The sequence below is a fragment of the Enterococcus sp. MMGLQ5-1 genome, from assembly GCF_013155265.1.
Taxonomy (GTDB): Bacteria; Bacillota; Bacilli; order Lactobacillales; family Streptococcaceae; genus MMGLQ5-1.
This window is the reverse complement of sequence record NZ_JABJXU010000022.1, coordinates 1-15,429: the sequence shown is the minus strand read 5'-3', so window position 1 is coordinate 15,429 and position 15,429 is coordinate 1. Positions and strand designations below refer to the sequence as shown.

Below are 15,429 nucleotides of genomic sequence, written 5' to 3'. Positions count from 1 at the left end.
TTCTTCCCGAAGGGATGAAGCCGATTCTCCTGCTAATAATCTCTCAACGATCTGAATTTTTAATGTCTCCGGATAATAATTATGTTTTGCCATTAGAAAAACACCTCCAAATTTATTTTACTAAATTCGAGGTGCTCTTTTTTAATTGTATCTAATTATAGTGTCAGTTCCATTACAAGCACTTGTCCTTTTTTTATGGAATATTTTTAATAATAGCATTTCAATTTAATTTTGACAGTTTCTATATTTTAAGAGCTAAATTCAGCTTACATTTGCTCTTTTAAATCCAAAATATAAGATTACATTGACTAATAAAAGAATAAACATAATTAATAAATAAAAATTAAACGATATAAAAAATGATTGACTACTTGCTAAATTAAAGCTTATCAGCATCACCGATAGCGCTAACACAACCCTTATTTTACAATTAACATTATCATTTTCAGTAAATATAAAGGGGGTACTCGTTAATAAAAATATCGGCTTTAAATTAATTTTAATATTCTCTGAATAAAGAAAATAGCTACCATATATAAGCATTAAAATCGTAACTAATAAAAAAACATTAATGACAGAATCTACCAAATAGCTTTTAAAATTTTCAAAATTCACAAAGCACCTCCTTTACTCTTAATATTTTTAAATAATCTCTGATAAATTTGAATATATTTTTGATAACTATTTCTAGCTGTATTTTAATATTTTTTTTAATATTTATACTAAAAACACCTTATTTATTTATATAAAATATGATAATATCTCATTAGTAATTATTAATAAAATTTAGTAACAACCAATTAAAAAGTGATATAATATTTGTTGTTCACTTTATTTTAAATCAAAATAAAAGTTAAGTAAATATTTTTTTATGATTAAGACGCATTTATGCGCCATCAGTTCAGATTGTTTAAAACATTATATAAATATAGTATTATATATATACCAAAAGAGATAAAGGAGAATGACTATGACTACTCAATTAACAAAAAAAGAATTACAGTTAATGACTGTATTATGGAACTCTAGTATTGCACTATCAGCAAATGACATTTCTAACATCAATCCAGATCTCAATAAAAATACAATCCAAGTTGTTTTGAAAAAATTATTAGATAAGGATTTAATTAAAGTTGACAACATCGGATACAGTGGCACTGTTCTAACAAGATTGTATGTGCCAGTTGTTTCTCAGGAAGCATATGTTTCTCAATCACTTACCAATCAAACAATGAAAAAATTAGTAGCTAATTTTATTGATTCTTCTGATACAATGGACGATCTGTCAGAAATCGAGAAAAGAATCGCGCAGAAAAAAAAGGAATTATTGAATGAGGAGTAATGCAAAATTATGGTGAGACTGTCCATTTCATCTTTACTGATTTCTTCATTATCGGCAATATTGTTGATTGTGATACTAAATACTATCTTAAAGCGTGAGAAGACTTACTCTATTTTTAGGTCTGACTTTCTAAATTTATTTTATCTTATAATTTTGATTCGCTTATTTTTTCCGGTAGAATTATTAAATACAATTACCGTTCCTTCATTAAGAATCGTGCCGGCGATATATCGCGTTTTACAATATCAGGTAAATTTTTTTGGCACACCAATCACTGTTTATCAGCTCATTGGCATAGTTTGGCTTTTAGGCGCAATTGTATTTTTTATCAGGCTAATTATTAATACATTAAAATTAAATCGCTTGATTCAAAATATTAAAAGCACGAGCAAGCAGCTTTCGACCAAACGATATATTAGCTCTAATACAATACCGATCTATGTCAGCTCCTCTGTGGATAGTCCTCTAACCTCGGGGTTAGTACATCCAATCATTATAATTCCAGATCATAATTATTCTGACTTGGAAATTTACAATGTCTTGTTACACGAATTACAGCATATTAAAAATAAGGATGTAGCCAAAAAATACATTATTGAAATATTAACTTGTATATATTGGTGGCTACCATTCATTTACTTATTACGAAATCAAATATCCTTAATTATCGAATTAAATGTTGATAGTCAGGTTACGGAAAAAATGTCCTCTGAGGATTATTTTGACTATATGAATAGTTTAGTCAGCGTACAAGAGAAGAGTCGAGATAAGCAAATCGCGATTAATAATCAAGCAGTTGCTGCGTATTTTACAAATTTCCATCAGACAACACTATCAAAGCGCATAGAATTTCTATTTAATGGTTTTAAACGAAAAAAAACTAATAAAATTGTTTTAGCCTTATTATTAGTTTCAGTTTTAATAGTGACTTCTTTTATTTTTGAACCTAAAGCCTATAACGAAAAGCTAATGCATGATACTTTTGTCATGAATGAAAAAACTTCACAATATATTTTAAAAACAAAAGATAATCAATATTTTTTATATTTTAATGGTAAGAACATGGGTACAATCGATAATATTAATGATCCTTCTCTGAAGGGTATACCGATTAAAGAGGAATAGAAAAGCGATTTAAAGAAAGTTGAGGTTTATTATGTTTAAAAAAATATCAATAATACTACTTCTAGCAGCTATCCTAATTGCAGGTGCCCCCATTGTGAAAGCGGACGAACAGACGAACAATACTGATGCCGTAACAATTACACTTAGAAAAAGCATTATTGAATGGCGATTTAAAACAATTGATGGCAAACTTTATAAACGTCTTTATGACTATACTACCAATACTTGGATTGGTGACTGGATTAAGGTTTAGTTACCAGTTCAACATTATTAAATCAAAAATACTGAAGATTAATTTTATAATCTTCAGTATTTTTTTAATTAGATTTTTTATGTTAATAATTTGGCAAAATAGGAAAGTGTGAATTGAATTTCTTGATCCCAAAATAACCAATCATGCGTACCAGATTTCTCGACATATTGATAATTAGCGAATTTATCGGTAGCTAATTGACGAAATGTTTGGTTATCCTGATATAAGAAATCATCGACGCCACATATTTGCAGAAAGTAAGGAGACTTTTTCTGCTCTTCATCTTCAGAAAATAGCTGGAATAAATTATCTCGACTAGCCTCAAGATTTTCTAAGCTACCAAAAATTCGCCCGAATAAAGCGTCACGTGCTGGATCCCGTTGCCATAAGCGAACTAAATCTAGGCTACCAGATAAGGAAGCAACTGCCTTAAAACACTGTGGCGACTGTAATCCCCATTTAAATGCACCATAGCCGCCCATGGAATTGCCTGCCGCAAACGTTTGCTCTGGCAAATGACTAATTCGATACCATTGTTTAATTTTCTCAGGCAGCTCCTGTGTTAAATAATCCCAATAGCGTTCACCTGAGTACATATTTGTATAATAGCTCAGCTCTACTTGGGGCATCACAATGATAAAATTATAATCGCCTGCGTATCTTTCTAAGGAAGTGGCATTTAACCAAGCATTACAATCATCTGATAAACCATGTAGAAGATAAATGACTGGATAGGAATCTAATCCATTATCTGGTAAATAAATATTTACTGCTGTTCCTTTACCAAGAACATCTGAGCGAAAATTCATTCGACTAACTGCCATGTACAACTCCTACCTATAAAAATGAAGCCCTTTCAACTAAGGTTGTGTATATATGCTCATCCTCAACTGATTCATCATTAATCAAGCGAATTATTTTTTCTGCCGCTAGCATACCCCAACGATGCTTTGAATATGAAATTGTTGTTAGCTTAGGGTTTAGAAACTCACCAATTTCAATATTATCAAAACCAATAATTCGAATGTCCTTACCAATTTTATATTCTGTATTTTTAAAGTACTTATAAACACCAATTGCCATTTCATCATTGAAAGCAAAGATATCAATTGGAAATTGGGTTGCTTCCTTCATAATTTCTGTAGCAGCATGATATCCCGAAGGCTCCGTAAAATCACCATCAATTAACTGATAAGGGATAGCAAAGCGTTCCAGTTCTCGTTTACTTGCCTCTAAGCGTTGTGTGCTATCAAAGCCATCCTTTGGACCAGTGATGACATATACCTTTTGAGTACCCAGACTTGCCATCTTCTCAACGGCAAGCGTTGCGCCACCTTTATTATCCAATAAAACCTTTCGGATATTGGAATTACTTATTTTTCGATCCAAGACGACAATTGGATGTCCACGATCGGCAAAGCGAATAATTTCTTCCGTCGAAAAGGTAAAATCCAAAATAATTGCGCCATCAATCATTTTTTCGGGAATAAATAAATGCGACTTATTGCCGCTACAGACAATCATTTCATAATTATACATCGCTAAACCACGCTTAATTCCCTCTAATAGCTCACCATAAAAGCTACCACCGTAGTCCACGAGATAAACACCAATGATATTGGTTTGTTGCCGTTTCAAAGTTCGAGCCGCCATGTTAGGAACATAATTTAATTCGTCCGCGATTGCTTTGATTCGTTTGCGTGTTTCTTCTGTTACTTTAGTGCTACCATTTAACGCATAAGAAACCGTAGAAATTGATACGCCTGCAATTTTTGCGATATCTTTAATTCCTGCCATGTACCTCATCCCCTAACAATAAACATCAATTTGATTATTTTCTTTTAATATTTTTTCTAATGCTTCTCTTTGGACAATTAATCCACCACGTCGATATGCATTAGCTTCATTTTCAAATGCCACGCTTTGACCATTGACTAAAACTTGAGGGGCGTTTGAATTTAAATGATAAGTTATATTCGTATCCTGATTAAAGACCTGATAAGTAATCTGCAAGCCATCTAAATCAGCTGGTAAGACTGGATCAAAGACAATTTGAGCTGCACTTTCCCGAATACCTAATACATTTGTCAATAATTGATTCAAGTATATCCCTGGACCACTTGAATAAATACGCCAGCCACCCTTTACTTTTGTACTACCATCTTTAAGTGTACCAAATTTTTCTTGTGCTTCATACCTTGTTTTGAAAGCGCCATCAGAGCTGCTGAAATAAGTATTAGACTGACGTATTTCCGCATTATTAAGCCTATCTTGAAGTAATACTGGATTTATTGTATTCAAGGCTTGCCAAGTTTCGTTTCCTTTTCCTAATTTAGCCATTGCTTCAGTGTAACGGATATGCGCATGAACATACTGCAGACCGACCTCACGACCAAAGTTAGCTGCTTGCTCTGCACGTTTAAAATTGGTACTTACGCCACCATGATAATTAGCAGGTCGATTCATCAAACGGACACCGTCTGGGAACTTTAAGTTATTATTAATAATATCTAAATGATGCTGCGCTTGCTCAGGTGTCAATATTTCCGCAATCATACTACGTGTCATTGGTAACAAACGATACTGAATACCTGTTTTTTGATCACTCGGATGAATCATTAGCTCCGGCTGATGATTATCCTCCATATAAACAAATCCCGGTATGGTTTCAGTGCCTAGCATATATTTTTTGAAATCACGCTTAATATGCCCCGATAAATCTAGCAAATGCTCGCCATATTCATCAGAAATCGTTTTTAATAGACCACCAAGCTTATTTAAGACCTGATAGGTTAAAGCAACAGTCCAGCTACTTGCCATATGCTTTTTCAATTTACTATCATATGGCTGCAGGGTATCGTCCCAGTCACCATCACCATAGCATGAAAGATACGTACCTTCTAAAAAATTCGCCTCAATATAAGCAATTTCCTTTTTTAAATGATCAAATAATGAGTAAACTTCTTGCGTTTTCAAGAAAGTTTCACGATTTGTATAAGGAATTTTCATTTCTAAGATTGAAAAGTCTTGCGTTTTTGCTAAATAATCTGCAACAATTTTCATTGGCCAAACAATCACATCACCATGGCTTTCATCTGCCTTTTGCTTTTCATAGCGATCAAACATAAACCATTGTGGCCAATTACCATCGTCTTCAAATTGATTGGCAAAAACATTCTCAATAATTGAAGCGACAATTTCAGGTCGATTAACCGCCAAGAAAAATTCAGTTGGTCCTTGCGAGACATCACGTGTCCCCCAAGCAGCACCACCATATTGTTCAAGACCATGAGGTGATAAATAATGAACCAGCATGTTATGCGTATACCATCTTGTTAATACATTCATATTATCTACTGCCTGTGTTTCATGCGTTAAGGTAAAATGATTTAACAAGCAATCAAGAAACTGGGTGTAAGCCTGATCTTGGCACTCTAAGGTCGTTTGATTGTTAGTAAAGGGTTCACCAGTCAAGCTCCCTTGAATTGTAATTGTAAAGTCAGATTGATTTTCAATCAGCATTGTTGTCAGGACTGATTCATGCTCAGAAACTAATATCGATTCATCTGCCAGCTTAAAAGGCTTATCTATTGCCATATAATATGTGAGTGACGGATATGCTTGGTGAACAGCAGAAGCCGGAGCTGAATTAATCACCAAATAATCAGCTTTCTGTTGAAGCATCAGCTCAACCGATTCTTCGTTATCCCCCATCAATAACTGATTGGTAATCAAGAAGCAATACGCCTTATCATTTTGACTTGTAACTTTTGTTTGAAACTCTCTACCATCAGCAATAGCAAATGTTTCCACAATCAATAAGTCATCTGCCAATTTATAATACCAAACAGCTGAATTTAGTCCCATTTCAAATGCGGAAGGCATTGTTAAAATTCGCCAAGCTTCACCCTCTTTAAGATAAATCCGTTGACCAGATTGTTTAACAAGATTTAAAGCATTGCGACTATTACTCATTAGCTTATTCATCGAGGTGTTGCCTAAGACGACCTGTGAATTAAAGATACCATACATATACAAGGTCGTACTCATCAATGGCTGATCGACCGTTAAATCCGTACCACTCAATAAAATATGACCGTGAGCACGCTCCATCATTACTTCTTTTTCCTTTAAAACCACATGATGATATTCTGGTGTGAAAAATGACAATAGATGGTCATCTCGCTTTTCAACCTGTTTGCGATTTGGAAAAAGAGCTTCTATTTCCGAATCAGTAAATGATTCACCAATCACTGGTTGACCAATAGATTTCTCAAATTGCCGACCTGAACCTCTAGCAATTTCAAAATTCAAATTTTGATAGCTATTTTCAATGACCTGACGAGGAACAATAATGCTCTCAACTGCTTGCGCTTGATTCTCTATTGCAACACCGTAAAAGACAATTGTTTTGGGCTCGCTGCTTAAGGTGAAATCGGTAGTTTGTAAGGCAGTATACGCAAATTCATATTGATAAACCTCATTTGCTAAATATCGTTTCGTTAAAACCTCTGGCTGATTTGTGGCTTTGTAGCTCGTCCCAAAAAATTGATAGCCATCAGTAGAGTATGCCACTAAAGAGTTTAAGCTCCCTTGCTCGAGCAATGGAAAATTACCATTTTGAACTTGATTTTGACGAGAAGAAATAACAATTTGATCTTCTATTTTCGTAACATGATGATCTACATATTGCGACATATAAGCTTCATTCGCTTGGACAGCTGCCTTTTGAGCATTGCCAATATCTTGACCGTAAATTAAATCAACTTTTTGATCGCTACCATTAAGCTGAACTTGCCAAAACCAAATACCTGTTTCTGCTAACTTAAATGAGACCTGATAAGCAACACCTCTAAATTTACCCTGCCAAGTCAATTGCTCTTCGCCAATATAAAAATCAGACTGAGAATTAGAACCAATCAAAGGTATAAATTCAATCTTCTCCTTATCAAAAATTCTTAAATATATCTGATTACAGCTACCATCAAGGAAATTACCATTAAGCTGATTAATCATAATATCATTTTTCTTAATTTCATATAAATCACCAGAGTCAAGAAAAGTGATACTAGTCCCTGCCTTATTCCAAACTAATCGTTTATTCTTCATCATAAAGTTATCCTATCTATTTTATTAAATCAAAGACTAATGAAGTTACATCTCGGCTATTTGGTCCAACCATAACTTCAAAAGTACCTGAATCGCTCTTATAGCTTTGATTACGATGAACATATCGTAAAAGCTTTTCATCAATTTCAAATTCAATAACTTTTTTTTCTAAGCCAGCTAACGAAACCTGCTTGAAGCCTTTTAATTCTTTAATTGGTCTTGTCACCTGACCAACTAGGTCTCTAATATAAAGCTGAATCGTTTCTACTCCGGGTATTTCAGACTGATTTTCAACGGAAACTGAAACTGTTAACGTATCATCAATAAACATCTGTTGATTACTAATTTTCAAATCTGAATAATTAAACTGGCTATATGACAAACCAAAGCCAAACGGATACTTCGCATAGTTAGAAACGTCGAGATATTTTGAAACATATTTTTCTTCTGGTGCCGATTCATAGGGGCGACCAGTATTATCGCAATTATAGTAAACTGGCACTTGTCCAACGGTTTCTGGAAATGACATGCTTAGCTTTGCACTTGGGTTATAAATACCCCAAAGTATTTTAGCTAAAGCCGAACCACCCTCTGTGCCTGGGAACCATGCCTCAACAATAGCTCTCGCACCATCTAAACCACGTAAATCTAATGGTCGACCATTATAGACGGTAACAATCACATTTTCATTAACCGATAAGACTTGATTTAAAAATGCCAGCTGTGCTTTTGGCAATCGAATATCGCTACGGCTCGCTGCTTCGCCACTCATCCACTCGTGCTCTCCTAAAGCCACAACAACCTTATCAGCCATTTCAGCTAAGTGAATTGCTTCTTGAATGGCATCAGCACTTGGATTGAAATAATCAAACGCGTGTTTGCCAAAAACAATATTTGAGTTTAAGCGTTTCCCCCCTGCTAATAACGAAACAGATTCCTCCATTTTACCTTGCCAAGACCATGCGCCTAAAATATCTGTTGAATCAGCAGCTGGACCAATGATTGCGACTTTCTCCTGGCTATTAAGCGGTAAAATACCATCATTTTTTAATAGTACAATTGATTTTGCTGCAATCTCTTCAGCAATTTGGCGATGCTCATCAGAAAGCACAACTTCGGCTTCTAAGGTCTCGTCAGCGCCACGATAAGGATTTTCAAAAAGTCCCAGGTCATTTTTAAGATTTAAAATCCTTAACACCGCTTCATCTAATAACTCAATACTTACAGAGCCTTCTTCAATCAACTCTTTCAAGTATTGTGTATAACAGGTGGTCATCATCTCAATATCAACACCAGCCTTAATCGCTAACTCTGCTGCCGCCTTTTCATTTTCTGCAACACCATGAGCAATCATTTCTTTGACTGCACCCCAATCAGAAATGACAACACCCTCAAAACCAAACTCTTCTCTTAAGACATCACGGAATAGCCATTGATTACCAGTTGCTGGAATGCCATCAACAACATTAAATGAAGTCATGACAAGCTTAGCACCTGCAGCAAGTGCCGCCTTATAGCCGGGTAAGTAGCTTTCACGAAGCTGTCTTTCAGACATATTAACTGTATTATAATCGCGACCACCAATTGCCGCACCATATGCCGCAAAATGCTTAACGCAAGCTGCTACTCTGAGAAAATCATTAGCTAAATCATCACCCTGATACCCCTTAACAAAGGCTTCTGCTAAACGACTGTTTAAAAATGGATCCTCTCCGGTTGATTCCATCACACGGCCCCATCTGGGATCTCGCACCAAATCAACCATTGGGGAAAAAGTAACATGAAGTCCGGATACAGCAGCCTCTTTTGCTGAAATTTCTGCCATCTTTTCAGCAACATTTAAATCCCAGGAGCTACCTATTGCTAATGGGATGGGGAAAATCGTTCTAAACCCATGAATGATATCTGCCATTAAAATAGTTGGAATACCCAGACGATTTTTTGCCATATAGGTTTTTTGAACACGCTTTGCTTCTTTAGCCCCTGCAATGCCAAGCGTCGTTCCAGCATTATTAATATTCTCTTCTGTCAAGCCTAATTCAGTCATTGGACCTGTTTTTTCCTCAGCTTTATCTGAATAAAATGCTGCTGCTAATTGAAGCAACTGGTCTATCTTTTCATCTAAAGTTAATTCATTAAGTAAATCATTAATTTTATTCTGTTCCATACGCTCTCCTCTTAAAACAAATAACAAAATTCAGTTATTAATAATAACTACTTCATTCCTGATACATTGAAACCTTGCAAAATATATTTTTGGAAAATTAAAAATACAATTAGAATTGGGACTACCATAAAGGTAGCTCCTGCCATTTGTAAGGCGTAATCACCACCATGCTGGCCTTGTAACAATTGCAAACCAACAGATAAGGTATAGTATTTTTCATCATTGGCAATAATTAACGGCCATAAGAATGAATTCCAACCTCCGATGAAGGTTAGAATGCCTTGAACTGCTAAAATCGGACGTGTTACTGGTAGGACAATTTTAAAGAAAATATAAAATTCACTCGCACCATCTAACCTAGCCGCCTCTATCATTTCATCTGAAATTGTACTCATAAATTGCCGGAATAAGAAAATCCCAAAAGCACCTACCAAACCGGGTAGAACAATCCCAGCCAATGTATTGGTTAACCCAACAGAATTCAAAATCAGATAAACAGGAATCATCGTTACCTGCCCTGGAATCATCATTGTGGCAAGAACCAATAAGAAAAGCTTATTTTTTCCTTTAAAATCGTATTTTGAAAAGCCATAGCCCGCCATCGCATTTAACAATAGACCAGCAAATGAGCAAACAGTAATAATCAAGGTGTTTTTTAAATAAACGCCAAAGTTTAAGCGTTCAAATAGTTCTTTAAAGTTATCCAAGGTTGGATGCTTAGGAAATAAGGTTGGGACAATTTGGCTAATCTCAGCATTCGATTTTAAAGATGAAAAAATCATCCATAAAAAAGGAAAGAAAGTCAAAACACCTAACAAACCTAAAAGAATACTGATAAATACCTTGAAGCCCATCTGTGTATTTTTATAAGATTTATTCATAATTTACCCTCTCCTACAAACCATTTGCTTTTTGCTTGTTTTGAATTTTCAGCTGAATTATTGTTACTAAGATAATCGCCACAAATAAAACAAATGAACCCGCTGCGGCATAGCCAAACTTACTGTATTGGAAACCATTTTGATAAATAAATAAGGCAACCGATAACGTACTATCTAACGGACCACCCTTGGTCATCACAAATGGTTCTTCAAAGAATTGGAACCAGCCAATCAAGGTTGTCACACTAACAAAGAATAATGAAAATTTTAATAATGGAATCGTAATTTTAAATATTTGTTGCCATTTATTCGCACCATCAATCTCAGCCGCTTCGTAATATGCCTTTGGAATACCTTGAATCGCAGCCAAGAAAATCAACATATTTAAGCCTGTACCCTTCCAGACCGCAATAATAATTAAAGCAATTTTTGAAGTACTTGGATCAGTTAGCCACATCACTGAATCTAAATTAAAAAAGTTTAAAATATGATTAATTAAACCAATCGTTGGATTATATAAATACATCCAAACAACAGCAATTGCAACTGTATTGGTAATTGAGGGGCTGTAAAAAACCAGTCTCAAAAATTGAAAGAATTTATTGTTGCCAAAATTAATCATAATTGCCAAGGCTAAAGAAAAAATAACAACTAAAGGCACACCAATCAACACATAATAGCCAGTATTAAAAACTGCTTGTCCAAAAGTAGCATCCGAAAATATATTGATATAATTCTCTAGACCAACAAAATTAATTCTGGAGAAATCAGCAAGGCCCGCTAAGCTTAAATCCGTGAAACTAATAATTAGGGCAATAAAAATTGGAACAATTGAAAAAATTAACAGTAAGGCAACAGCCGGCGCAATAAAAAAATAAGGTGCTTTTGTTTTTTTCATAGGTCATTTCTCCTCTTAAAATCAGACGGTCGCTCTATCCGCAAACTTAACGCTTGAACCATTTTTCAATGTCCATTTCGTTTTGCACAGCTAGAGCAACCATCTATTTATTACTATTTGAGTAAATCTTTAGTTTCCTTATTTAACTCATCCATTGCTGTTTGGACATCTTTCCCATTAGACACAATTTGTTCCCAAGATTTAAGATAATCCTGTGTAATTTCATCCCATTGCTTCATTAGGGGCATTGGTTCAGAATTATTTAATTGTTGACCAAAGACCGAAATCAGCTTGTCGCTTGTAAAGACGTCTGAATTCCAAGCCTCCTTGCTCGTTGGTAACGAATTAGTATTTTCAAAGAATTGCGTTTGGTTTTTAGCTTCTGAAAGATATTCAATTAATTTAACCGCATTCTTTTTATTCTTACTGCTATTAAATACCGCTAAATTAGCACCACCAGTCACTGAGACATTGCCAGCAGAGCCTGCTGGTAATTCTGCAACAGCCCACTTGCCATCAATGTCAGGCGCCTTGTCCTTAATCGTGTCAATCATCCAAGGACCACTAATAAACATTGGGATAATGCCTTCGCCACCAAAGCTTTGACTAATATCCAAGCCTAAGTCTGTACTAGGAGCCGCACCAGATTTTACCATGCTATCCAAATATTCCAGAGCGCTCACCATTTCAGTTTTATTAAATAGAGGTGTATCATTTTTATCAAACAAAGTTGAGCCATTCTGTCTAGCAAACATAAAGCCAAAGGTCGGCTCACCAAGATCAACATTGAAACCATAATAGTTTTTGCCACGCTCAGCTAACTTATTCGCAGCATCTGACAGTTCTTCCCAAGTTTTAGGCGCCTCCGTATAGCCAACAGAAGCAAGCAAATCTGTTCTATAATATAACGCACGTGTTTCAGTATACCAAGGTACTGCATAATATTTACCATCAAACTCAGTAGTCGCAACAGAGCCATCAAAGAAATTGCTTGTTTTCAATGTATCATTAGACTTCACTTCGTCTGAGATATCCATTAAAGCACCAGCATCTACAAATTCACTCATGTAAGTTGTACCCATTTGCACAACATCTGGTCCATTGGACGAAGCAACTGCAGTCAGCAATTTGTCTCGTGAAGAGCTCCACGGAATACTTTGAATTTTAACTTTAATACCCGTTTCTTTGGTAAAATCATCAACAATTGATTTAATCCCTTGATCACCATCACCCATATACCAAAATGTTAGCGTATCTGAACTGCTTTCCTTGCTCTCTTTTGAAGAACAACCAGTGGCTAGCCCAAGCACAGCAAGTGCTGCAATCCCTACTGATAATAATTTTTTGTTGATTTTCATAATTTCCTCCTTTTAGTGAAACGTTTCTACAAAAAATATTATATCCTCATTTTTTTGACTTTGCAAGCGTTTTCTAACGGTATTTTACACAAATTACATTAAAATCACAAAGAAACGTTTCACTTAAACCGTATACAATCCTTTTATTCAGCCGAAAATATTATATTAAAATAACTAAAATAAATTTATTATGAATAATAAATGCTTTCTATTTTACATTATCGTATTTATTTTTTATAATTGACAAATCAACAATTGACAAATCAATCATAAGCAAAGGAGGAAAAATGGAAATCAGAAACATTAGTAAATTACTTTACCAGCTCAAATTAATCAATCAAGAGATGGTCACAAAATTTGAAAAAAAAACCGGCTTCAGCATCACACGCTATGAAATTTTAATGTTTATCCAAGACAATGAATTCTGCACTCAAACCGCCTTACAAACCGCACTCCACATTGACAGAGCAGCGATTACCAGACATCTAAAAATACTAGAAAACAAGGCTTATATTACCCGACAAAGAAACAGTGATAATAATCGTGAAATCAGTGTTTCTTTAACTAATTTAGCTAAAGAAAAATTGAAAGCCTGTGAAACTAAACAGCATGATGATAAGCATAAAAAATTTAGCATGCCTTTAAACGCTATAGAACAAGAACAGTTAAGCAAGCTACTAACCAAACTAATTCAGTGAAAGTGAGACAAATTAATGACCAATAATTTTAAAAACAATCAGTTTTCTGACATTTTATTAAATCGAAAATCAATTAGAAAATACGATAAAAGCTATAAAATCCCACAATCAGAACTATTAGAAATGATTCAAGAAGCTACTTCCGCGCCGTCCTCAGTGAATTTACAACCATGGCGCTTTATTATTGTTGAAAGTGAAGCAGGCAAAGCAAAATTAGAGCCGCTTATTCGTTTCAATACTTTACAAAACGATACTTCTTCTGCCATGATTTTAGTTTTCGGAGATATGGCCTGCTATGAGCTCGGTGATGAGATTTACAGTCAGGCTGTCGAGGCAGGAAAAATGCCAACTGAGGTTAAAAACAAGCAGCTAGCAGCAATCATTCCTTACTATCAAAATTTTACAAGAGCTCAAATGAATGATGTTATCAAAGTTGATGCCAGTCTCGCCGCCATGCAGCTAATGCTAGTCGCTAGAGCACATGGATACGACACTAACCCAATTGGTGGATTTGAAGCAGAGCTGCTCGCCGAAACATTTGATTTAGATAAAAAGCGCTACATTCCTGTGATGATTATTTCAATCGGAAAAGCTGATGAGATTGGTTATGAGTCCGTTCGTTTGGCAGCCGAAAAAATAACAACTTTTAAATAGTTTTAAAGGGAGTAACCTAATGTCAATTTTTTCATCAGCTTTAATTATTCTCGTTGCAATCGAATTCTTCTATATCATGTATTTAGAAACCTTTGCAACTCATTCAGAAACAACTAGTCGAGTATTCAAAATGCCAATAAATGAATTGAAATTAAAAAATGTAACAGTATTATTTAAAAACCAGGGTATCTATAACGGACTGATTGGTTTAGGCTTGCTGTACAGCGTTTTTTTCTCGAGCAATTCACTTGAAATCAGTCGTTTATTACTTTGCTATATTATCTTAGTCGCAATTTACGGTAGTCTAACAAGCAATAAAAAAATTATAATCACTCAAGGCGGCCTCGCAATATTGGCCCTGATTACAACTTTTTTATAATTATTACAAATACAATAACCAAAATATCAAGTCTGACTGCTAAATCCAATTAGCTAAGCTTGATATTTTTTTAATATTCTATTTAAGCATTTTAAATACGCTCTTTTTAGACTTTCAGGCTTCAATATCTCAATATTTTCACCAAAGCCAAGAAAATAACTTGCTAAAAAATGTAATTCGCTCGGATTATAATCACCAACAATAAAATAATCATTTTTTTCCGTTATTAAGGACATGCTTGAAAATTTTCTTTTTAAAAAATAATCTTTTCCCTCTTCAGATACCTTAACTCTAAAATGTGCCGTTCGGTCTTGTTTTTTTTGAATCTGATAAATCATTTTTAACGTTTCATCAGAATAGAGCGATTGGTTGCTGACCTTAACCTTAATATCTTCAATAAAATCACAACGATAAGTTCGCCACTGCTGCTTATCAGCATCTTATTTATCAAGGTTTTCATCTAATTTCATTACGTTGTTTTATCAACAAAAATTAGTATTATTTAAAATTTATCAATGCATTAAATTTCTATCAATTTTAACACTACTGCGTAAAATACTGCGTA

At 34.6% G+C, this 15,429-nt stretch carries 14 protein-coding genes and 1 pseudogene; 6 read left to right on the top strand and 9 right to left on the bottom strand.

Annotated features, from left to right (window positions below; all coding sequences use genetic code 11):
• Positions 1–261: 261 nt before the first annotated feature.
• Complete coding sequence (locus HOY35_RS13100; RefSeq protein WP_172214504.1) at positions 262–615, bottom strand: hypothetical protein; 354 nt, start codon at positions 613–615, stop codon at positions 262–264.
• A gap of 355 nt (positions 616–970) precedes the next feature.
• Here HOY35_RS13100 and HOY35_RS13095 point away from each other — a divergent pair, with 355 nt between their 5' ends.
• The 3 genes from HOY35_RS13095 to HOY35_RS13085 all read left to right on the top strand — a co-directional run bounded on the left by HOY35_RS13095 (position 971) and on the right by HOY35_RS13085 (position 2,720).
• Positions 971–1,342: a BlaI/MecI/CopY family transcriptional regulator gene (locus HOY35_RS13095; RefSeq protein ID WP_172214502.1), complete on the top strand. Its 372-nt coding sequence runs from the start codon at positions 971–973 to the stop codon at positions 1,340–1,342.
• A 9-nt stretch (positions 1,343–1,351) separates the two neighbouring features.
• Complete coding sequence (locus tag HOY35_RS13090; protein WP_172214500.1) at positions 1,352–2,467, top strand: M56 family metallopeptidase; 1,116 nt, start codon at positions 1,352–1,354, stop codon at positions 2,465–2,467.
• Between the two features lie 94 nt (positions 2,468–2,561).
• Entirely contained in the window at positions 2,562–2,720 is a 159-nt protein-coding gene (locus tag HOY35_RS13085; RefSeq protein WP_172214498.1) for a hypothetical protein, read from the top strand.
• Positions 2,721–2,797: 77 nt separating this feature from the next.
• Here the strand turns inward: HOY35_RS13085 and HOY35_RS13080 are convergent, their stop codons facing one another.
• The 7 genes from HOY35_RS13080 to HOY35_RS13050 all read right to left on the bottom strand — a co-directional run bounded on the left by HOY35_RS13080 (position 2,798) and on the right by HOY35_RS13050 (position 13,133).
• Positions 2,798–3,544: an alpha/beta hydrolase family protein gene (locus HOY35_RS13080; RefSeq protein ID WP_172214496.1), complete on the bottom strand. Its 747-nt coding sequence runs from the start codon at positions 3,542–3,544 to the stop codon at positions 2,798–2,800.
• 13 nt (positions 3,545–3,557) lie between these two features.
• Complete coding sequence (locus tag HOY35_RS13075; RefSeq protein WP_172214494.1) at positions 3,558–4,517, bottom strand: LacI family DNA-binding transcriptional regulator; 960 nt, start codon at positions 4,515–4,517, stop codon at positions 3,558–3,560.
• A 12-nt stretch (positions 4,518–4,529) separates the two neighbouring features.
• The gene (locus HOY35_RS13070; RefSeq protein ID WP_172214506.1) at positions 4,530–7,829 is read right to left on the bottom strand and encodes an amylo-alpha-1,6-glucosidase; all 3,300 of its coding nucleotides are present in this window, start codon (positions 7,827–7,829) and stop codon (positions 4,530–4,532) included.
• Between the two features lie 16 nt (positions 7,830–7,845).
• Complete coding sequence (bglX, locus tag HOY35_RS13065; protein ID WP_172214492.1) at positions 7,846–9,996, bottom strand: beta-glucosidase BglX; 2,151 nt, start codon at positions 9,994–9,996, stop codon at positions 7,846–7,848.
• A 47-nt stretch (positions 9,997–10,043) separates the two neighbouring features.
• Entirely contained in the window at positions 10,044–10,877 is an 834-nt protein-coding gene (locus HOY35_RS13060; RefSeq protein WP_172214490.1) for a carbohydrate ABC transporter permease, read from the bottom strand.
• Positions 10,878–10,890: 13 nt separating this feature from the next.
• The gene (locus tag HOY35_RS13055) at positions 10,891–11,775 is read right to left on the bottom strand and encodes a carbohydrate ABC transporter permease (RefSeq protein WP_172214488.1); all 885 of its coding nucleotides are present in this window, start codon (positions 11,773–11,775) and stop codon (positions 10,891–10,893) included.
• A 113-nt stretch (positions 11,776–11,888) separates the two neighbouring features.
• Positions 11,889–13,133 carry a sugar ABC transporter substrate-binding protein gene (locus HOY35_RS13050; protein ID WP_172214486.1) on the bottom strand — a complete coding sequence of 415 codons (1,245 nt, stop codon included), beginning with the start codon at positions 13,131–13,133 and terminating at the stop codon, positions 11,889–11,891.
• Between the two features lie 287 nt (positions 13,134–13,420).
• Between HOY35_RS13050 and HOY35_RS13045 the strand changes: the two genes are divergently transcribed.
• Genes HOY35_RS13045 through HOY35_RS13035 form a run of 3 tightly spaced genes read left to right on the top strand, consistent with a single transcriptional unit; the run spans position 13,421 to position 14,864 of the window.
• Complete coding sequence (locus HOY35_RS13045) at positions 13,421–13,831, top strand: MarR family winged helix-turn-helix transcriptional regulator (RefSeq protein ID WP_172214484.1); 411 nt, start codon at positions 13,421–13,423, stop codon at positions 13,829–13,831.
• 15 nt (positions 13,832–13,846) lie between these two features.
• Positions 13,847–14,485: a nitroreductase family protein gene (locus tag HOY35_RS13040; protein WP_172214482.1), complete on the top strand. Its 639-nt coding sequence runs from the start codon at positions 13,847–13,849 to the stop codon at positions 14,483–14,485.
• Between the two features lie 19 nt (positions 14,486–14,504).
• Entirely contained in the window at positions 14,505–14,864 is a 360-nt protein-coding gene (locus HOY35_RS13035) for a DUF1304 domain-containing protein (RefSeq protein WP_172214480.1), read from the top strand.
• Positions 14,865–14,917: 53 nt separating this feature from the next.
• Here the strand turns inward: HOY35_RS13035 and HOY35_RS13030 are convergent.
• Positions 14,918–15,289 (bottom strand): annotated as a pseudogene (locus HOY35_RS13030) (WYL domain-containing protein); the annotation flags it as partial.
• Between the last annotated feature and the right edge of the window lie 140 nt (positions 15,290–15,429).